The organism is Fimbriimonadia bacterium, from assembly GCA_039961735.1.
GTDB lineage: Bacteria > Armatimonadota > Fimbriimonadia > Fimbriimonadales > JABRVX01 > JABRVX01.
The window spans coordinates 1-22,276 of the sequence record JABRVX010000051.1 but is presented as its reverse complement, the minus strand read 5'-3'; the positions used below and the strand labels follow the sequence as shown (position 1 = coordinate 22,276).

The 22,276-nt window shown below is 61.6% G+C and carries 9 protein-coding genes; all 9 read right to left on the bottom strand.

Going from position 1 to position 22,276, the window contains the following annotated elements:
• Positions 1 to 996, bottom strand: coding sequence for a hypothetical protein (locus HRF45_11730; protein MEP0767197.1), 996 nt, complete (start codon positions 994 to 996; stop codon positions 1 to 3).
• A 10-nt stretch (positions 997 to 1,006) separates the two neighbouring features.
• On the bottom strand, positions 1,007 to 2,320 hold the full coding sequence (pilM, locus tag HRF45_11725; GenBank protein MEP0767196.1) for a type IV pilus assembly protein PilM: 1,314 nt from the start codon (positions 2,318 to 2,320) through the stop codon (positions 1,007 to 1,009).
• Between the two features lie 184 nt (positions 2,321 to 2,504).
• The gene (locus HRF45_11720) at positions 2,505 to 8,804 is read right to left on the bottom strand and encodes a PQQ-binding-like beta-propeller repeat protein (protein MEP0767195.1); all 6,300 of its coding nucleotides are present in this window, start codon (positions 8,802 to 8,804) and stop codon (positions 2,505 to 2,507) included.
• An 82-nt stretch (positions 8,805 to 8,886) separates the two neighbouring features.
• Entirely contained in the window at positions 8,887 to 13,461 is a 4,575-nt protein-coding gene (locus HRF45_11715) for a DUF4159 domain-containing protein (protein ID MEP0767194.1), read from the bottom strand.
• Positions 13,458 to 16,178: a hypothetical protein gene (locus tag HRF45_11710; protein ID MEP0767193.1), complete on the bottom strand. Its 2,721-nt coding sequence runs from the start codon at positions 16,176 to 16,178 to the stop codon at positions 13,458 to 13,460. The genes HRF45_11715 and HRF45_11710 overlap by 4 nt, the downstream gene beginning before the upstream one ends.
• A gap of 24 nt (positions 16,179 to 16,202) precedes the next feature.
• Positions 16,203 to 18,158, bottom strand: coding sequence for a type II secretion system protein (locus tag HRF45_11705; protein MEP0767192.1), 1,956 nt, complete (start codon positions 18,156 to 18,158; stop codon positions 16,203 to 16,205).
• Complete coding sequence (locus HRF45_11700; protein MEP0767191.1) at positions 18,158 to 20,059, bottom strand: hypothetical protein; 1,902 nt, start codon at positions 20,057 to 20,059, stop codon at positions 18,158 to 18,160. Before HRF45_11700 ends, HRF45_11705 begins: the two co-directional genes overlap by 1 nt.
• 80 nt (positions 20,060 to 20,139) lie before the next feature.
• Positions 20,140 to 20,916 carry a prepilin-type N-terminal cleavage/methylation domain-containing protein gene (locus tag HRF45_11695; protein MEP0767190.1) on the bottom strand — a complete coding sequence of 259 codons (777 nt, stop codon included), beginning with the start codon at positions 20,914 to 20,916 and terminating at the stop codon, positions 20,140 to 20,142.
• Between the two features lie 208 nt (positions 20,917 to 21,124).
• The gene (locus HRF45_11690; protein ID MEP0767189.1) at positions 21,125 to 22,198 is read right to left on the bottom strand and encodes a prepilin peptidase; all 1,074 of its coding nucleotides are present in this window, start codon (positions 22,196 to 22,198) and stop codon (positions 21,125 to 21,127) included.
• Between the last annotated feature and the right edge of the window lie 78 nt (positions 22,199 to 22,276).

The window sequence follows — 22,276 nt, the reverse complement described above, 5'->3', positions numbered from 1 at the left end:
CTACATGTCCTCCCTTGCGGTGCCTGCCTTAGGTGGTCCCGCTGCCGGACCGGGTCCTGTCGGTCCAGGGCCAGGTGCCATCGTGGGACCAGGGCCGGGTGGTCCAGGCACCATGCCGGACGGCGCACCCCCTCCGCCGGCGAATCCGGATGCTGCGCCTGCGCCCCCTCCTGACGCGGCTGCCATGAGAGCGTTCCGCGGGTTCGGCGGCACCAAATTGAACCGAACCTGACACACGACATCGACGGTGGACCATCCCGGCGGAGCCGGGCGCCCGCCAGCAGATGTGTCGCCACCGAGCCCGCCAGGGCCAATCGCGGTGGGGCCGCCCATGTCCTGTAGGCCCTCGATACCCGTCTGGTTCTGATCGAAGCCTGCGCGCGCAACCTGGAGCACGAAGTCGCGGTCGCGCAGGAGAGCAATCATCATGTCCGAGTACTGGGCGTAGTTTCCGAGTACCGCGCGCATGCGGACGGTGCATGTGGATGCGCCGGTCGGCTGCTGCGCGACCTGCTGTGTGAGTCCTCCTTGGGGCGGACCAGGCGCCGGTTGCTGAGGCTGCGGCGGAGGCGTAGGGGTGGCTCCGGCCGTGGCCATTCCCGGCCAGGTGGGTTCCGCGCCCTTCGACACATCGATGTCGCCTGCGCTCATCGAAACCAACCGCATGTACGAAGGAAGCAGGCTGGCCATCTTTCGATAGAGCCGCGGATACTTTTTGTTGTGCTCTGTGATGTACCAGGTCAACTCGACGTTGCGGAACAGGATGGCGTTGTCCTGGTAGATCTGGTCGGCGCTTGCGGCGATGCGCACCACTTCCTCGGCCTGCGGAGTCAGCTCTTTGTCTTTGTTCTCCGCTTCCGCCAGTTGCTGCTTGACCGACATTGTCCAGTAGCCGAATGCGAGCAGGGTGGCGAAGACGAGTATCACCATCAGAAACAGCGCGTTGCGGTTCCTTTTGGCCTGACGTATGTATCCCGGAAGCAGATTGAGCTTCATTCTTCGGCCCCTACTCCTCGAACGCGTGTAGCGCCATTCCGATAGCCACGGAGAGCGCCGCCGCGTTCGTCCTTACGAAATCCTCGGTCTGTCTGCGCATCCCGAGCTGCACCAGGTTGATCACGTCGAAGGGCTTGGCGGGCAGCCCGAGTGCAGCCTCGAAGAACTCCGGAAGGCGCTTCATCTGCGAGCCTCTGCCGGTAAGCAGGATGTGGCTCACTTCGCTACCCGCGCCGCGTCCTCGGAAGTACTCCACCGAGCGCCTCACTTCGGATGTCAACTCCTCGAGCGTCGGCATGATCGCGTCGAAGACCCTCTGCGTGTCGGGGTCGTAGCTTGCGAGCGAGTGTTCGGCAGGCGGAGGCGGCTCCGGTGCATAGGAGGGTTCACCCGCATCGTATCCGCCGGGCTGGTAATCCTCGTGCGTCGGGGGAGCGAGTTCCACGTCGGGCTCCACCTCGAACACCGGGCCCTGGTCCGAGACGTCCACATAGGGATCGTACGATTGATACGTTTCCGGCTGCGGCTCTGGCGCGTAGTCCAGAGGCTGCGGAGCTGCCGGGGAGAAGCCCAACCGGTCCACCAGCACCTCGGCCTTACGCAGCTTGAGGTCTTCGGCTTCCTCGATGGTGAGCGACATGGAGTCGGCGATAGCCTGCGTGAACGTGTCGCCGCCGAGCGGCAGCACGCGCGGGAAGCTCAGGAGACCCGCAGTGTACACATCGATCGAGGTCGTGCTCTTGCCCATGTTCACGACCATCACTGGGGGCTGGCCATCCGCCCCGCCGAGGCATAGGAGACGCGAAATCGCCATCGCTTGCACGTCTATGCCGACCGGGTCGAGGCCCGCGGCGGTCATCACCGAAACGATGGTATCTATCGCCGACTGCGGTGCGACGGCGAGCACGACGTCCATCTGTTGCGCATCCGGCGGCTCGTATGGGGTGGATACGCGTGCGTAGTCGGAGACGATGGTGGTCTCGGCGAAGGGGATGTTACGCTGGATCTCCCACTGCATGTGCTCCTTGAGTTCGGTGGGAGTCATCTTGGGAACTTCCAGCATTCGGACCACGACCGAAGCCTGGCCCGAGATGCCCATCACGGTCTGCTTTGTCGTGACGCCAGCTTCGGCGAAGGCGGCCTTGATTGCGGCGGCCACCACGCCGGGCTCGAAGATGCCGTTGTGATCCACACCGTCCCTGGGAGTGGGGACGATGGCCACTGCGGCGAGCGTCGGCCTATCCCTGCCTGCTCTGAGTTCCGCGATCTTGATCGTATCCGTACCGATGTCTATGCCGACCGCAGAACTAAACGTTTTCGCCATGAAGCTCCTTCTCCATTTGCCGCTTCGGCAACCTCAACTATACAGCCCAGCGAGGCCGAAAGTCAACGAGGACGCGAACGGCGAAGCCTTCCTTAGCCATGACGGACGGGGCCAAAGAAAGGTTCAACGAACGGGCTAAGAATCCTGCCGCGCGGCGGAACTCCTCGGCCGCGCGGCAGGTTCACTATCTTCCGGCAGGAACGATGTCGAATCGTGGGCTGATGGTCTGGAAGTACACGTCGGAAGCTCCGTTACGTGTGCTGGACCAGAACAGCCAGATGAAGTCCGGCCTTCCCCGCTCGGTGCTGGGATCGGCGAAGGCGCAAAGCTGCGACTCGGCGATACTTCGCTCGATGGGCACCGTAGTCTCCTCAGACTCGGCGATCCAGTCAACCGTGGCAGAGACCTGATGGCTTCCCCCACCGGCGGCCACGTAAGCAATGTTAACGCTGCGTCCTGCGTCAGCCAGAGTGAAGTACACCTTGCCGCGTGTGTAGTCCACGGTGTAGAAGCTGGTATTCCCTCCAACGCTCACCGTGGTTCCCACCGCCGCTGGAGTCGGCAGGTTCACTCCGACTCGATACGTCTGGTAGTAGGGGGTCATGGGCTGACCGGGCGCCGTGCTTCCACGCTTGTACAGCACCCATCGCCGGTCCACCGGCACGTAGTCGTTTGCTTGTGCGGCTGTCCCCGTACTGCGGAACGTGTACGCCAGATTGCCGATGGGCCGGCTGTCCACGAACTGCACAGGCTCGGTGTGCCCGCCGAGGTTGCTGGGCGTTAGGCGCATCACGCGGGGGGTGTACGACACCGTCACGATGTCCTGCGGCCCGGGCGCGATGCTCGGGAAGGTGATGGTGCCCGCCGCGGGGTCGACCACCACGTACCCACCCAGCAGCGACCGATATCGGATGCGCTCGTTCGAGCTGTCCCGCTCACCTTCACCCAGAATGGAGCGACCGTTCACCGCAACGTCGAGGCCGGACCCCGGGCCCCCGATGGCCCAGTCAATGCCCTGTGTCCGCCACACGTTGCCGCGTGCAGTGTCCAACACTGCAACCTCACTGTTGATGCGGGCCCTGGTACGAGGACGCTCCCAGTTGATAAATCCACCAGGACCCTCCGGGCCGTAGGTGGCCAGGAACAGCTCGTTCGTGTTGCGGTCTTTCATCACGCCGCTGTAGATGAGGTCGATGCGGCCCGCAGGGCCTGCAACCGGGTACGGGTCCTTGGCCGACGCGAGGCTGGATGGGATGCCTATCCTGACCGGGCGGCTCCACGAGTTCGGATTATCCACGGAAGGAGTCTCGTTTACGAACAGGCTGTAGCGGCCTGTCGTCCCGCCGTACCAGAAAATGCGCGCACCGGTGCCGCCACCCAGCACGACAGGCCGGTACCGAGGCATGGCAGCGTCTATGGCACTCCCGCCGGTGTCGCCGGTCACCTTGTGGATGGTGCCCAAGCGTCCGGTGGAGGGCGATATCTCGGAATAGAACGTCGCGTACTCCGTATACTCCTGGCCCTGGAACAGCTTCTTCACCGAGCCCTGCCAGAACAGGTAGGGCCTGGGCATGTCGTTGATGTTCACCGGGAATGTGGGCTCGAAGTACTGTGCGGAGTTAGGCACGATGGTACCTGGCAGTTCCGTGAACAGGCTGTCGGGGCTGGTTCCCGGGTAGGGTCCGCCACCTAACTGCCACCACTTGTCGCTGGCAGCGTTTCGCCACGCGTACAGGTCGAGGAGCGGCGGCGGCACGGTCCCGTGGAACTGCGCTTGCTGCACTCCGAGTCGGCCCGTGTAGATGGACCAGTTGCCGACTGCTCCCGCTGGAGCGTTCAGGTCGGTAGCACTCTCGCGCTGCGAGGAGAACGCGACCACCATCTCGCCCGTGCGGCGGTCTCGATATGCCGCTGACGCGACGTTAGCGTACCGGAACGGGTTCGTGCTCGTGGGCGGGTAGTCAAACTGATAGAGCGACCCAGGCTCCGTGTCGCTCGTCAAGCGGCTTTCGCGTACGGTGAATTTCACGCGAGGCGCAGGCTCGGAGATAGTCTCGAAGGCGCGGTTCGTCACCGGGTCGATGTCCAGTGCGAGGTTGCGCCCGTTGTACAGGTCCTCGAAGACGCGAATGTATTGGGTGTAGGTGCCGACGGGCTGGCCAATGGGAACCGCGACGCCGAGCATTGGCGGGTCCGCGTTCGGGTCGGTGGTGCCGTACGGCGCGTCCGGGATGCGCAGCGACGTCGGGCTACGGTCGCCGGGTCGCGGCTTGTGCAAGGTGACCGCGGACTGGAACCGCGGGTCCAAGTTGCTGACGAGCGCCTGATCCGCGCCGAGCCATGCGAGCGGGTTCAGGCCGTCGCCGAAGAACCCGACCGGACGCAGCGGCGGGTCGCTTACCGGTCCCGAAACCGGCAACTGGTTCAGCAGCGAGGCGACCCTCAGGTTCAGCATGTTCACGTTGCTGTAGCTGAGCACCGTGAACGGTTTGAAGAACGCGTTGTAGGGGCCGCTGGTCTGGTCGACCCAGGAGCTATGGAAGTACTTGTTGTTGTTGCTTCGCGGTGGCTCCGGGGTCCATCCAACACCGTGTGCGAGCTGTCCGAGGTCAATCGTGGGCTCCACAATGGCAAGTTTCTCGTCCGGCGGAATGTTCAGCGACGTACTGAGGGAGCGGTAAGCCTCGGCGCCCGCGGTGGGCAGGTCTGTCACGATTGAGGTGCTGACGCCCGAGATCCGCTTGTCGCTGTCCACGTCCACCCACACGTACACCTTGGCGAGGTACCCGTCGCGGATGTTCGCGGGCTGATACATCGGCACGTCGGTCTCCAGTTCGATTGGGAGGCCGACGAGCGAGCGCGCCGTCTCGTCGCCGAGTGGGTTGGGCAAGCCGACCGCGTTGTTCACGAGGTTGTTCCGCGTGCCGAGGGGGTCGGACCAGAGGCCGAGTTGTCGGCGGTCTATGTCCGGATAGTCGGGGCTCGGGTTCGGGAAGCCGACCGGCGGAATGTCCCACGGCAGCGGTTTGTACATGGCCGCCGCGCCACCACGGAACTGCAGGTCCAGTCGTGTTCCCATCACCTGTCGTAGAGAGCGCCCGGTGGAGTAGAGCAGCAGGCTCCTATCGGCGACCTCGATGAGGGTGGAGCCGCGCATGCCGTGATTGATCTCGCCCTGATTGGCGATGACGGTGTTCTCCTTGCCGCCACTGCCGTTGATTTTCACGTAGTTGTCCGTGCTGTTGACGGTCCAGCCGATCTCAGAGTTGGCCGCTCCGCCCTTCGGGTTCAGCACCCGCACAGCGAGCGGGTTGGCGATCAGTAGGGGCTTGGGCTCCATTTCGAATGGGCCGACGGCTGTCCCAGAAGGCGGGCGTACGGTCGCCTCCACCCAGTACTCCTCACCCGGTGTGAACGGGGCCTGCCTCGAGCCCTGGACAACGTAGGCATACACTGCAAAGCATGGCTTGCGTGCCGGGTTGTTCTCGGCGTAGCGCTTCACGGGCGCGCTGACACGCGGCGTGTTACTAGGTCCTTTGAGCTGGAAGGTGACAGTTCCACCCTCGTTCTCGATGTAGAAGTTGTAGGCGACCAGGTAGATCGTCGAGCCCCACTCGAGTATCGTCTCGTTGACGACGTTCAGGTCATAGGGTGTAGGTGAGGTGCTACCGGGTGTAAGCGCTCGCAGCTGGTTGTAGCTCTCTCGGCTGATTCGCTTTACGATAGTATCCTTCAGGTCAATATCGTCGCTCTGGTCCGGCGGTTCGGTCTCCTGGAACGGCTCCCAGCCCTCGTCATAGTCGGACGGTGCGGCCTGATCGCTGAACGCGTACAGGCGGCCGTTCGATGCGAGCGCATACATGAACCCGTTGGCGATCGCTACGGAGCCGAAGAACTCGGCCTGCTCAGTCAGTTGACCGGCCCAGTGGGCTTCACCCAGTCGGTCTGGGCTGAGAGTGCCGTACTCGCGTGCATTGAGCGCGATCAGGTCACCGGCCGCAGTCGAGATAATAATGCTGTCACGCGAGGGAGGAAGCTGCTCGTGTGGCACCACCTGCGCGAATGTCGGTGCGGAACGGATCGCGCCACCGAGCCCCCTTTCGCTGCGGTACAGCAACTCGCCATTGCGCGCGTTGATGTAGTAGACGCGCCCGTCTTCGGCCCCTATATACACCACGTCGTATCGTGCAGAGACGCTCTGATACACCTGGATATCCGGTACATAGCAGGGGCCGCCATACGAGAAATTGCCGACCTGCGTGGTATCACCCAGCGGCGGATACACCCAACGCCGTGTAGTGCGCCGGTTGGACGAGCCATCGGCATCGAGTGCAATCACCCTACCACTGTAGCGATCGCCGGGAGCCAACTGGTACGGTGCGGTTCCGAAGACGACCAGGTTGGCGCCGTCCCCCGTCGTGATTACGGACACCGTACCGACGATGGCCCCGATCGGGTCCTCTTCGGTCTGCCCGTCGAGGGCGCGGCCCGGGTAGATCCACTTCTCCCTCGTAGTACCGTTGCCCTCACCCGCTGCATCCAACGCGTAAATGCGTCCTTCGGTGGTGCCGAAGTACACAACGCCATCCTTATAGGCGGGTGAGCCTACTACGACCGAAGCGTAGTTCTTCTCTTTGCTCTTGTCCACGTCCGGCACGGCATCGGGATAGGTCCAGATGCGCTTCGTGGTGCCTGTGGTGGCGGTCCGCTCGTCGTAATCGCCTCGGCCCTCGCAGTCTATGGCATACATGCGTCCGTTCGTGCTGCCGATGAAAAGGATATCCTTGTTGCCCACGCGCGCCACCGTCGCCGTAGTACGAAGGAACCCACCTATCGTCGGCGCGCCGTTGTCGGCGTCCTTGTTAGGATCTTCCCAATTCGGATCGTTGGTGTTAGGGGTGGAGGGATAGGACCAGTAGGCCCACGTGTGCCCTCGATCGCCGATGGCATCCACCATGTAGATGTAACCGGCTTGATCTGCTACGAAGACGACGTCTCGGTTCTGTGTACTGCCATCCCGCATCTTGACGCGGACGTTTGCCGTCGTCGGAGTAGTGACCATACTACCTTGGTAGCCTCCGACGAACATCGCCGCGTCGGCCTGCACGTACCGTCCGGCATCACCCGTGTCGGGTGAGTAGTTCACGATCTCGAGCCACAGCTGCCCGCGCTCGGGGTCGTTCGGATAGGAGCGGCTACCGATCCGAACCCATTTTCCCCCCTCTTCCTGGTTGACGTTGTCTATTACGTCTTCGGTCAACCCGTCGTCCGGATCGAAGTAGTGAACGATGTACCGGGCGTTGCGTGTGTTGAGGTGTGTCTCCCCCGAGGACGGGAACCACACATAGATATCGAAGTTGTCCGATGCGCTCAGCTTCGGCTCCCAACGTGCGTTGTTCCACTCCGATTGGTTCGCGCTAGTGGTGACGGTCGTTTCGTAGCTGGTCTCACCGTAGAAATCGCCTGCGGTCTCGGTGGCCTGCACCCACGCGGAATCCTTCTTGAATCCGCTCGAAGTGTCATCCACCACGTTGTTCACGTTGGACTGCTGCGATGGGCTCCACACCCACTTCGCCACCGCCTCCGGCACGGTGGGGGTGGGCGGTACGATGCAAACTAGCTCGCCCTGAGTCTGCGCGTCTACGCCGCTCGGGTCGCTCGGATCGACACTGCCTATGTTGCGGGTGATGTAGATGTGTGGGATGCCGCCCCGGTGGACCACCACGGGTGAGGACTGAGCGCTAGCAGGTGGATTGGCCAGGTAGGCAGCATCCGCCACGACGATGGCGTTGTCGGGGTTCTCGATAGGCACGATCTCGCCGAAGCCGTTGTCCTCCACGGGAACGGTGTTGTACAGCGTTAGGTAGACGGGCGATGTGCTGGACGCCGGGAAGACCGCCGCGCCACCGATCCGAATCTTGTAGCCTCCTACGGTCTGAGAGACCCTGTACACCCGTGAGCGAGACACGCCGTCTTGCGTCCATTCCACCTTATACACGGCCTCGAGGGCATTAGGAGTAACCCGGGTATTGCCCGGCAGCGTGGTGCCGCTCGAGGGAAACTGGACGTACAGCGCATAGTGTGCGACTTGAGTGGCGAGGGGGCGTAGCGTCCAGCGGAAGGTACGGTCCGCGCCGTCGGTCGGGTCGTCGACAGAGCGTGCCGCGACACATCCGGCGTACTCGTAGTCCTCTCCCACAAAACCGATCGCTTGGTTCTCGGGGTCCGGCACGACCCAGGTGCCGGTGCGCGAGACGAGAGGCGGTACATCGGAGTTGTCGTTGTCCACCGCCACGGTGGGCAGCTCGTACTTTCTCAGCGGCCACCACCAGGTGAGCTGTGTCAGGTTTGGTCCGTCGGCCTTATCGTTCAGACCCGTGCGTTGCTGGTTGCCGCGATGTACCGGCCAGTCGTTTTGAGCGACGCCGGCACCGACTAGAAAGGCGCACATGGCCATGCCGATTAGCCATCGAGTATGCTTCATCAGCCAATCACCTAAACTCAAGTCCACTTTTCTGCTTGACGCGAGCAAAGCGTCTCATGTTCCGTTTCGCACTCCCGGGTCGCTACGGCCTGTCCGCGAACAGCGGAGTTTTCAGTTGCCGTGCGCCGACCAGCGGCGGGATCTCCGCCCTCACGGAGCCTGCCGCCATGCTGAAGCCATTGTTGGGCTGGCCGGGGTTGTAATCGCTGTAGCGGATCTCCACCACCTCACCCGTGAAGTCCGTGAAATTCGGCTTCTGACCGGTATATGCGTTGGTGATGAGAATGTTCCCGTTTGCCAGCTTCCGAGCGCCGCTGGCGAGCAACGACACACCTCGGAGAGTGAAGTAGTTCTCGTTGCTCATGTTCCAGATGACGTCCCACTCCCTGGGGTTCGAGGCGTTCGGAGCGATCTCGATCACTCCCTGATTGTCCGCGATAAGGATCGAGAATACGATGCGTCCGGTTGTCGAGTCCCACCGTAGCGGGGTCGCGTGTACGGACGATGGGTTAACGAAGGGTCTCAGCGTGCCATCGGGCATGCGCACCCGATGGATAACGATCACTCTGTCCTTCTGGTCCAGCGTCTGGTCGAAGTACTCTACGATGATCGCGCCGGCACCGCTGTACGCCTGGAGCTGTGTGTCGCTGCCGAACGGGTCGGTGCCGACGGCTGCACCGGTCGCCTCCCAGTTTCCCACTGCCGCCACGTAAGCGAAGGTGGCAAGCCCCGACGCGTCCACGCCGGTCTGGGTCCTATCCACTGCGTGGTAACGATACTTGCGGCCGATTGCATTCAACGGGCTGTGATAGACGATTTGCCCTATCGATTCCGCAGAGACGGGAGCTCCCACCGCGAGTGTGTTCGGGTCAGCGACATACCGGTCGACCACCTCGACCAGACGACCGTTACCTGTATCTGCTATCAGGTAATGTATCCAGAACTCGAGATCGGACTTCACCGAGAACGGGTTCACATCGCTTGGCACGAAGTCGGTCCAGGTTTTCACGTCACGCGGCTGCCTCAGGTTCAGCGGGTCTCCCGGAGTGAAGCCATACAGCTTCCCCGCCGCGAGCATCTGCTGGTCGAACGTGAAGCCCTCGATGGTGCGCACCTCGGCGCCCGCACGGTCCACTCGCACGATACGGTTGGCTCCCGTATCGGCCACGAGGTATTCGTTCCAGCCCAGCTTGTACGCTTTGGTCGGATTCGTGAGCTGCACGATCTTCAGGAACAGGTTCCCCTGATTGACCGCTCCGGCATAGGTGTTTTCGGAAGTCCAATTGACGAAGCCCTGGTTGTCAATTTCGATGAGGCGGCCTTGATCGGTCACCAGCGTGAGGGCTCTTTCGAAGATGAATGTGCCGTCGGGTGCCCACGCGGCGAGCAGCCCGTCGCCTCCTATCACACCGAGCGCCCTCTGGCTATTGCCGAGGCGCGACTGACGCACTCGGATGCAGAAGTCTTCCATGCTGGTCAGCCCCTCGTTGGAGGGCCACCGGATGTGGGTATTGAAGCGTGGCCGGCCGTTCGGGAGAATGAGCAAGTAGGCGAGCTGCCGGTTGCTGTGCGTGTTGGTGGGCACCAGAGGGTCGTTGATCAGGAACTCGTCGTTGGTAGGGATGTCCGCGTCCATCGCGATCACCATTGCACGATAGGCCGGAGGGATTCGCATCGGCGGGCAGATGAAGCTCTCGAGGCTCCAGCCACCGGCGAGATACAGGGTGTTTCCAGTGACCATCGCGGGTGCTTCGTTCGTGAACCCGTTGAAGGTCATGAACCACCGGAGCGGCGACCAGCGGTTGCCGGTGGCGTTCGGATCCACGAAGAACGGCTGCTGACCGGGAACACGCACGGCCACCGGCTGGCTCAGGCTGATGCTGTTTCGCACCTCTCCCCTCGGGCTGGTCGAGAAGTTGCTGATTCGGATGATGCCCGCGGCGGCATCTACTTCGATCTCGCCCTGTCCTTGCCGGTTGCTCAGTCGGTTGAAACCGGTAGGTTCATCCTTGCTGAGGCTCACCGCCGGATCGGGTTGTGAGACTTCGATGTCGCCTTCCGTTCCGAGGATGGGTCCGCCGACGCGAATCTCGGCTGGCTGCGGGTCGGCGTCGAAGGCCAGCAGAATGGTGACAGGCAACTCGAAGAAGCCCAGGTTCTTTCGCGCAGACGCCACCACGTAGCACATATTGTTATGGATGACCGGGCTACCGTGGAAGTGCATCTTCGTCATTGGCCGGTCCAAGAAATTGTTCAGCGGCGGAATCTTGGTCAGCGGGTCGTTATCCACGATCACGGGCGGAACGGTGACTTTGTTAGTGCCTCCGAGAATATGGTTGTAGCCGTGATGCAACTGCCACCGATACAGCAGTCTGGTGTTGTTCAGCCTCTCCTGGAAGCAAAACAGCGATCCACCACCCGACTTCGGATCGGACGTGACATCCACATTGCTGGACACGAGGAAGAGGTTGCCATTGGGTGCCAGGGTGAGCGAACCGATGATCTCCTGCTTCGGTGTGGACTCGTCCGGCATCACCATGACCGTACGGGCGATCTTGTTCAGGTTGCCCGACTGCAAGTCACGCGCCGACCAGTCTATGGTGTAGTCGGCGTAGATGTCCACGTTTCGCCAGTCGCCCTGGAAGATGAACTCGCCGGGCACGGCTCCCACGATCGGATCGGGCAACACGACAGGTGCCCCATCCGACTGCCTGTAGCCGTAGAACCGCGGGTTCAACTCCTCGAACTCGCCCGGGGTCGTGAAGAAGACTTTCAGGTTCTGGTTTGCGGCGAGGCACTTGAACTTGGTTTGTTCCAACGCATAGCCGTCCATGCGTAGCTTCTCGCCGCGTGTGCGGAACCACAGTGCCGCGAAACCAGGACCGCCTCGACCACCCGTCGTAGTGCGCTCGGTTCCGATATACACGACCTGATCGGATGCCCCGCCGCGTTCGGCTTGCGGGACATAGCCGACAGTAGGGGCCGTAACGAAGGGGTTCGTGCCGGGAACTGCTCTCGCGCCCTGCGCAACGAAGTAGCTATCCGGGTCCAACCCTGTCGAGACGATGCGTGCGACCTTGGGTGATATCACCCACGCGATCCCACCACGCACTTGGTTGGTGATTGTCAGTGCTCCTGCCGCAGCGAAAATCATGCCGTCCGAGTAGGTGAGCGCATTCGGCTGCTTGGGCAGCGAGAAGGGAATCATGTCATCGCGCGGCGGATCGATGCGCTTCCAATCGCCTGTTTGCTGCGTATCGGCCAAGCGCCGGTTTCGCACGGGGAAGGCGTTTAGCACGTACACGGCACCGTCCTGGTCCATCACCCATACCTGATTGACAGGTGGCTGAAAGCCCTGGGAAGCCTCGGTGGGTGTTTCCACTGCGAGCGGTGCGGACAGCAGCGATGCTCCCGGAACTTGAAAGCGCCATACCAGGTCGGCCTGCGTGCCCTGACTCAGGTCCGGGAAGCCGTCGTCCGGATTGCCGTCACCGTCCAAGTCACGCATCGGCTGTGCGTCGAAGGCGAGTACCTCGGTGTTAGTCGAGACGATGAGCAATCCTTTGAAGAACACGGGGCTCTTGTAGAGACGGCCGTGGTACTCGAAAGTGCTTTGCGGTGTAAAGGGTGTGCTCCACTTACCCAGTAGAGGCGCACCGATATCCTCGAACGTCGCGTTGAGCTTTCGCGAGCCCTTGCCGAACTGACGGTGACTACCAGTCAGCCCCACGAGGTTGTATGCGAACTTAAGCTCCGGAGTCGGGATGTTCAGAAAGTTCGTGCCTGCAAACGGACCGCTGTTACGGCCCAGCCCAGTCGTCGTGCCACCGGCTGGCTCATTGATGTTCGAGACCACGTTGCACGCCGTGAGTACGAAGTGCCCGGAGCCCATATCGGCGTGCATAATGACACCGCCCGCCGAGTTCAGCACGATGGGCGTCATCCGCTTGAAGTCCGCGAAGCCCTGTTCCCCTGCAGCCCCCCACGGCGTGATCGCATGGGAACCGCGGTGTGAACCGAGAAAGGTGGCCTCCCCCACAGTCAGCTTGTGCGGGTAGTTGAGCAGCGGGTGTGTGGGATTGACCAGCTGCGGGTTGCCGCCTGAACTGGACACTCCGAACGTCAGCGGGAAGCCGGAGTTGCCGTCAACGGTTTGGCTCGTCGCCTTGTCGAACCACAGCACGCCTCCCGAGTCCACGAACCTGCGCAGGCGTTCTCTCTGATCCGGCGAGAAACGCAACGTTCCCGGCGCGTGGATCAGTAGGATGTCATAGTTGGACAGCTGCTTGTCCGAGAGGTCGTCGAGATACACCTCCCAATAGGGCGCCATGCTTCTCTGAACGCGGTCACCGACGGCGAAGGGCGCCCGTCCCATGATGGCTCGCCAGCGATCATACACCCTCTGCGTCACGACAGATGGAGCATATGGGTTGTAGAAGTCCCACCCGCCCGGCAGCAAGTCCTGTCTCATCATCAGGTTGTAGAAGACGTACGGGTCTGCGTTCGTGCCGCCGGGTGACGAGGTGCTGCCGGTAGACGGCACCAGCAAGATACCAGCGCGAATGGCGTTTCTCGCTTCACCGTACACCGCTGGCTGCGATATAGCAGGCAACGCAGCCAACAACACCCCGAGGACGGCTAGTAGCGTTCGCGTCATGGACGCACCTCACCAAAGTACAGAAGCCTCGGGCTTACGGGCAGTCTGGGTACCGCAGGCAGCATTCGGCCGTAGCGATCCACCCGCATGGGATCGCGCGCGAACAAGCCGGCGGGACGTGCCGAGGCAAAGGTCGTATCGTAAACGATATAAAGGTTCGGGACGTAACTTCGGTTCTGGAAGTCCGCAGGAACGTGCTGGTCCGGGATGGTAACACCCGACTCGCCGTACTCTTTCGGAATCCAGCCCCACCGCTGCAACCACTCGGTCTGGTCAGCAATCGGTGGTGGGAAGTTCTCGGAGACAGCTCCGCGGATTGTTACCTTGATATCCAGCGGCTCGGCATAGAACGGGAAGTCGGCGTAGACGCCGAACGCGTTGAGGCGTGCCAACTCATTGGAGTAAAGTTCGCGCCTATCGTTCGGGTTGGCGTTGAACCAAGGCCCAGGAATGACGAAGAACGAGCCGCTCTGGGCATAGATCAGCGCCTCGATGCGAACATCCATCGGTTGGATGGCAAGGCGGCTGAGGAAGTACGGTCGGTTGCCCCCTCGAGATGCGATCCGCGCGTCGCTCTGGAAGGTCATGGTGTTCAGCTCACCGCTCGTTAGCAGTGGGTATCCGCCGTAGTCTGCCGGTGGGGCAAGACCAAACGAACGGTGCTCATATCTCGGGAAAACCTGCGTCGCGGCGTCGGCGAGGCCGTAGGTAGGGATCTTCTGCTGGGTTCCGTAGAACACGCCGGCATAGTTAGGCGGTGCGTTATCGAACAGGTACTCAGAGCCCGCCGGGTTCAAACCATAGTTGACGAGTAGGTTGATGAACGCGGCACCACCGGACTGCGCGGCATGTCGGACATACAACCGCGGGTACCTCCCGCTTCCTGTGTATTGGTTCGGGTCATCGCCGAATTCCCAGATCGCGTTGAACGGTCGGTTCTGCTCCACCGTCACGTGATAGGGGGCAATAACGTCCAGAGCGTCCGGCTCGAAGTTGAGGGGCGTATCGAATGCGGGACCGACGAACTGTGTGGTATTGAGGCACACGTAGTCCTTCGCTAGTAGAGCCAGCGCGCACGACTCCTCGCCGACACCCTCGTTGGCGAGCCGCCCCTTGATGATGCTACCTTCGATGTAGATGGTGCCTCCACTTACAATCGTGAGCTGGTGTCCCCCGGGGATGATGCCACGGACACGGACATTGCCCTCTGCATAGATAACACCATTGAATGTTGTCGCCGCATCGCGTCCACCCAGTTCGTTCCAGATGATAGCGCCGGTCGGGCTGTTCGGATCCTTCTCGATGAAGAACCGAAGGGAATGGCGCGGGGTCGGTTCATTGAGCGGGGTGCGCCAGCGTTGGCCGTCGTCGCGGATGTTACGTATGATGCGGAATCCGCCCGGGACCTGCGGCGTCGCCGGTATCAGTTGGATATAACAGCCCGGCGGTACGTAGTACGGACCCTGCCAGTAGGGGCTGTCTACGTTGGGCTTCAGCCACTCGTTGCGCAGGCTGCGTCCACCGGCGAAAGAGGTGACATCGTCTTGGCGGTCCGACGAGTTATCAATGTAAACGCCTTCGCCGTATCCGAGGTCCCCAGTGTTGAAGTAGCGTCCGTCGGCACCACGAATCCATAGGCCCGTGTGACGGGTTGCCGCGAGATACCGCTCCCGACCCACGCCATCCACTTCATTGATGATAGGTGGATCGAGGTACTCGATGCCGCGCGGATAGTTCTGTGTGTCGGACTGCCGCCGGCCGTCTCGAACCATTCCCTGATACGTGTTGAAGACGGGGCTCGCACTCCGCTGCATCAGGATCAGACCCAGCATATCATGACGCAGCAACCGTCCCGACGAGCTCGCCGTCGCGAACTCGATGTCACCCGCTACTTCCACCTTGTCTCCGAAGTCGGGGTTGAGGTAGATGCGCAGATCCCCCCAAATGCGTAGGCCCGAATTCACTCGCAGAGGCCCTCCGTAGGATCGCGTCTGCAACCCCCCGACGAACTGCGAGTAGGCAACCGGGTCACCGAGGAACATGGGCACCGACACTTGTCCCGCGCCGAACATAGCACCGAAGTTGACAGGGATCCCGAGGTCCGCCGGCTGCGGCTTACGGTCGAGGTTGGTGATGAATCGAGCGTAGTCGGTGATCCCGATCATCGCATAGGCGACCTTCAGGCGGAAAGTCCTCGCGGTGACGCCGCGCTTCATCGTGGGGTCGTTAGGCCTCATCTCGCCGATACGACCGACCGACTCGATCTTGATATAGCGTGATAGTGGGTCGTCCACCTTGGGGGCGTACGTCAACCGAATCAGCGCGCGTCCCTGGTCGAAGTTGAGCCGGGTGAAGGATCCGTCGCCGCCGGGATCGCCGGGGCCTCTGGGTGGACCGCCGAAGTCGTTCGGAATGTTGGGATCGGGGGCCCGAAGCCACAGGTAGTCCGGATCGTCCTGCTGGGTCGGCGGCAGGTTTGCGGGGACGGGACGCCAATCCGCCCCCTCGGGGCTGGTTCGGAGCATCATGTGTGCATAGCGGATACCGCTCTCCGCGAAGTTCTCGGCGGAGATGGACTGCGTGTTGCGTTGGGCATAGAACAGGTTTCGCCCGATGATGCCCACGAACACGAGTCCGAGGAACAGCATAACGAACACCACGAACAGCGCGATGATCAGCGTCTGTCCTCGATCGGTTCTCATTCCATTGGCTGTCATGATCGGACTCACTCCTCGCGGCTCCTACTTAAGGAAGTTGCGCACGTTCACGCGGTTAGTCAGGCTCACCATGTGAGGGCGACCTCTGGACGCATCGTAGCGCCGGATGGCCAGCGACACCAAAACCACTTCCTTCGTCGCGTAATCCACAGTGAACACGTCGCCTGGCCGATTGAGCTGGAAGTGGTAGGTGATGCGAATGTTACGGCTTCCACCGGGCATCGGATAGTTCGGGTCCGAATAGAACTTGATGTAGCCGGCCTCGAACCGTGGTAGGATGAACGCCTTCACGTCCGGATCGTTAACGTTGAAACCGATGCCGGCGAGCGCTGCGGGATCGTACGGCAGGTCGGTGTAGTTGATCCTATACTCGTTCGGCCCGGGCTCGGCATCCAGTGTCGGCACGCGGCGATAGAGCACGGTGTTCCCGTAATTAGGCCCCGGCCTCTGATCGGGACCGAACACCTTCTCCGACCCTGGCGCGATGGATGCGCTCGACCACAGGGACAGCGGCGAGTTGGGATCGCCGCGGACCACCGAGGTGGCATCGTCTCGAATGCGCACGAACCGCTCGATCCTTCGTCCCCACTGCGGGTACTTGCGATACTGGTAGTTGAAAGCGCCGTTGATGGTCGTCGGATCGGGGTTCGTGTCCTGCAGATACGTTAGCGCAGGGCCGGTGCTTGGCAGCCATTCGGTTGCATCAGGGTTGAAATGCTCTCTCGGCAGGTTGGTCACGATCTTGCCGGAAACCGGGTCGACCACGAACGCCATCGGGTCCGATGTTATGCCAGGCTGGATTGCCCAGTCCAATCTCGGATTGCCACGCTGCAAGCCATCCATGTACTCGGTCAAGTCGAACACGCGCTCCTGAGCAGTACCCGACCCGCCCGTAGGATACCGATGCCACACGGTTTTGACCCAACGCCCATTGCGCATCTCGTCTTCGGTCCAGTACACGTCTTGAGAGCCCGTCGGCGCATCGCGCCAAACGGTGATACGATAGGTCTCCGTCCAGCCACCACTCTTGGTGCGGAAGCCGGATGGGATTTTCTCCGGAAACTCCTCCCCCAAGCTGGTAGTGTTGTGCGGCGATGCAGGCTCGTCGTCCACCTTCGAGGGCTGCATGGTTAGCAGCGGCAGCACCTGCGGCCGACCGGAATCGTCGAACACTGGCTCCTGCGACTTCTGGTCACGTACGATCTGGATCAGGTCCACGCGATCCAGCGGCGTGATAACCTGTGATGCTCGCAGCCAGTTGGCAACCCGGTTTCGCTTCTCGTTGGAATCGTTCTGAAGCACCGTAAAGAACAACGGGTCATCGAGTAGGGGTTGCCCGTCGGGGCCCACTTCGAAAAAGTCCGTATTGACACTACCATCGCTCAGTCTCGGCACGATCTCGGCACGATACAATACGAAGGTATTGTCTGCCCTACCCGCAACGGCGAAGCGATCCTCGCTGGAGTTACGATACTCGGAGAACGGATCGGCCAGCCCGACGAAGTAGCGAACCATGGACACCCCTCGCGCCAGCGGCAGGGCCAACTTGCCGATGGGGGCACGGTTTCTCAGCGTCGGGTCGGTCTTGTCTATGTAGGGGTTGTACTCCGGGTTGTTCGGATCACCCTGAGCAGGGGGGAAGAAGTCAATCTTCGCATAAGGCAGACGCAGGATCCGCTGGCCTTCTGGTCGGTTCGTGGCGAACAACGAGTTAGGTAACACGATGTCGATCGAGGCCTCGGGGGCGCTGTTGTCGCGCACATAGGTAGCATTCGCCAGATCGGTAGATATCTGCTCGATCAGGCGTCGTGCCAGGTCCTGCGCTTCCGATTCCGCCTGTGCGGAGCGCGTCGTGTTGAACGATTGGATCATCGGCCCGAACACGAGCAACATCAGCACCGACGTGATGGCGAGCACCACCAGGATCTCCACCATCGTGAAGCCGGTTCGGGCCAAGCGGTGACTGCGAGTACCTATCATCAGTCCGCCACTTCCCTCGTAAGATGGGTATCGAAATCTATCTTGCGCCACATGGGGAGGAACCGCAGGCTCGGGTAGGAGTTGGCGCGTGCCTCTGCCGAGCGTTCCCGTTGGGTGGGCGCCCACACCACGCGCACCTTCAGCGACACTCCGGTTATGGCATCCACCGGGCTACCGGTGCTTTCAAAGTCGAAGCGGTCGGCATCCGGATGGTGCGAGTCGTCCGCGATGTCGATGTACGGCAGTTGTATGGCGTCACCCGGGCGTGGCGCGAGGATGACGAAGTCTTCGCTGCGTCCGACTTGCTTACTACCGTTTCGGGCAATGTAACGGTACTCCTGAATCACGACTCGCTTGCCGAGGTCGCACTGGGGGAAGTAGATGCGAGTTCCGGGCCGGTCGCTCGGCACATACGCCTGACGAATGCCGAGATTTCTCGATGCCGGCAGCCCGTAGACGACGTTGTAGGTGGCAGGGGCCTTTTGGACCTGCACGCCCCAATCGTCGTGACCCATATACAAGAAGCGATAGGTGCGACCGGCGGGCGAGCGCAGCTCTTCCGTGTTATCGGGCCGCAATACCAGCACTTCGTCAGTGAGCCGCACGATACCCTTGAGGGCGTCGAAGTCGAAAGACTGCCGATTAGGACGGTTCACGATCACCGAACCGTCAGCGACATCCACGATGAGCAGATCGTGATCGCGGCCGTCGAACTGGAGGTTGATTCCCTGGAATCGTGTATTGTCGTTGTTCAGGTCCCCGATGCGCTTGATACGGTCCAACGTCAGTTTGATGTTGTGGGGGGTTTTGTCGCCGACACGCCGCTCGTCTACGATGATGTGCCAATCCAGCACGTCGTAGTTGAAGGTAGCCTGCAGTGGCACCATCTGGCGATTGCGTAGCTCACGGAACTCGTATCCCGCCGGGTTGAAGAGCACTAGTCCGAGCGAGTAGTTCAGCATCTTGTACTGATACGGATCGTCTGGATTCCAGTCTGAGTCGACCGGGATCTCGGTAAAGGTTCGAGCGACCCGAACCGAGTTCCATATGATGGAATGGAACTGCTCGCCAGCCTGGACGATGAGAGGTTTCAAGTCAAAGCCCGTGATAGCGTTCAGGGCTGGCGGTGGAGGGAAGAAACCGTCCGCACTGACCAGCATGCTGGGATCGGTAGTCAGCGGAATATCAATGTAGTCGTGTCGTTCGAACCGCCCATTGGCTTCTACCCACACCGATACGTCCACCTTATAGGTGATGTTCTGTGTCGGCGAGACCGGCAGCCAGATCGCGCCCAAGTTCGGGTCCAGGTAGTACTCCTGAACCATGCGGCGCACGCGACCGATGGCAACGGGATCGGTGTGACTGCTTCGACTGACCCACCGGCGCTGCAGCGGCGTACTGTAGACAACAAACACCCTCGGGTCGTACAGGATCGGAGCGAACTGCACTTGGTACAGACCGCCGATGTACCGGGGGTCCGTCAGGTCCGAACCGATCGGCTTCGGCGCCGGAATGCGCAGACTTTCGCCGATGATTCGCCGGATCCGGTTGACGTCGCTGGTGTAATGGGGGTCGATCTGCCCCATCAAATCCGGGTCGTCGGTCTCCCAGTACCCTAGGTCGTCCGGTCGCGTTTCGGGGTCTACCTCTAGCACCAATCTCCCGCCGACCAATGTGTACTTCACGGGGTAGATGCCCTCGGGCAGGTTCTCCAGCCGCCCCTTCAGGCGCTCCAGCATCTGCTTGTTGAGTTGCGCGGCCATCGCCTGCTCTTTGCCGCGTTCGAGAACGAGGAAGCCGCCCGGAAACAAGCGCACGATACTGAAGATCCCGACGACCAGGATCACGATGACCACCAGCACCTCGACGAGCGAGGCGCCGCCTATCCGCCGTTTCCACATATGTCCACTCACATTCGTCCTCAGCCCGGTCCTCTCGAGGACCGGGGCACAAGTCGCTGGCCCAGCCGCGCAGGCCGTTGCTAGAAGTTCTCGGCGTTGCCGAACCCGCGCAGCGCCATGTTTAGCGAGTCCATTTTCTTGGCCGTGCCGCTCAGGGTCAACACGATGTCTGCCTTCTCGCGCTTCGGTTCCGTGTTGCCCGGGGCGCCGTAATCGCGGTGATAGGTACACCAAGTCACGATGGCGCTCTCGTCCGGGAAGCGGTAGCCGAGCTGCCGGAGGTCATCATCCCTGCCCCCGCCGGATAGGCCGAGGTCCGTCCAGAACAGCATGTAATGAAGCTCGTAAATCGGTGAGCCGTCGGCAGGCGAGCGAATCAGCCCGATGTCGTAGCTGTCGTAGGCGTAGAACTCGGCGTTACCGCCTCCGGGGTATTGGACAATCTGCCCAGCGAGGTTGTTGGCCGCGCGCCACTGTCCGTTGACCAGATGCTGGACCCGAGGATACACGGCTTGGACCACCACGTCGCCCCGTTCGGTCTTGTTCATCGGGCACTTGAACGTGGCGATGGTGTCTACCCGGTCCTTGTACAGGGGCGAGTTGACCAGTTTGTCCGGCGGGACGATGCCGCCTCCCGAGTAACGCTCCACATACCCCATCAGGATGATGGGATAAGCCTGATAATCTTGGTGGTAAAGCTTCAGCGCCGAATGAATGCTGCTCAGGTTCGACATGCACTGGGTCATTCGGGCCTCTTGCCTGGAGCGGGCGTACACGGGGAAGATGATCGCTGCGAGGATCGCAAGGATTGCGATGACCGTGAGAAGCTCTATGAGCGTAAAGGCGTGCCTTTTCATCCTGGGGAATCCCCTCATTCTCTTGAGAACTGATTTCGGATATCCGTGGGACCTTACCCGTTAGACTGAGCGTACACGGGCGCTGTTCCCGCCGGAACGCGGCTTTTTTCTCCTGGTGACCGTCTCTTTTTCGATTGGTCCGTCAGGCACCGCAGCAAACCCATGCATAATACCAGCCTTCGTTCGAGCCCGCACCAGCCCAGTAAGCTTAGTTACCTCCCGTGATCCAGTGCAGGTATGCGCGGATGGCCGCTCGGATTTGCGGCGTTAGCAAGAGGGTCGCTGCAACCCCCATCGCCAGAAACGGGCCGAAGGCGATGGTGGTCGGCGTCGGCTGGAAAGCCTCCTCGGCTTCATCCTCCTCCAGCTTTGCGTCCGGCGCGACCTTTTTGGATAGCCGCAGAACGAACCCATCCACTGCGGCACCCACTTTGGGCACGAAGAGAGGCAGCAAGTCCAGCCAGAGCAGATAGTAGAGCAACCATATTGGAAGAAGCGCGAGGGGTTCCGGAGGCTCAGGGGGCTGCTCCTCTTCCGGCTCCGTTTGCTCTTCCGAACTGCGACGCGAGCGCAAGTAGATGAGCATCGCAGCCCCCAGAACCGCTCCGAGAGCGACCGCGATGCCGATGGAGGCCAGCAGCATGTCCATCGGCAGCAGGGCGCCGGCTCCGCGCATCATCTTCACGTCTCCGTGGCCCATGGCGTCCTTGCGGAACAAGATGCGTCCGAAGGCTCCGATACCCCACAGGATCAGTGTTCCGGTCCAGGCCCCGAGAAGGAACGCGGGCAGCCGCAGGCTGCCCAGATGCGCCCATGCAGTCGGGTCGTGCGTGGCGAGACGATAGACGCCGAGTGCTAGGCCCACCAGGAGCAGCCAGGCGTTTAGCTGGTCCGGAATGATGTAGTGCTCGAAGTCTATCCAGACGATGGCGACCAGAGCGGTTCCGAACAGGGCGAGCGCGATGAACGTCGCGGGCTCCCACGCCGCCACCATGTTCTGCCACCACAGCAGCGCCCAGAAAGATGCGCACACGAGCTCCACCCAGAAGTAGCGCCAGGGCACCGGCTTGCGGCAGTGCCGACATCGCGCGCCGAGTAAGAGGAAGCTGATCAGCGGCACGAGGTCGAGGAAGGTGAGGCGAGTGTTGCAGCTCGGGCAGTAACTCCACTGCGGCTCGCGGATGGACTGGCCGCGCGGCAGCCTCCAGATGAGCACGTTCGTGAAGCTGCCCGCCGCGGCTCCCATCGCGAACCCGAAGGCGACCGTCCATGGAAACAGCATTGCTTGTGCTATCGGGTTCTGCCTCCCGGCCGCTCACACCTGCCGCTCCGATGCCTCCGCCGCATGCGGCGGAGGCAT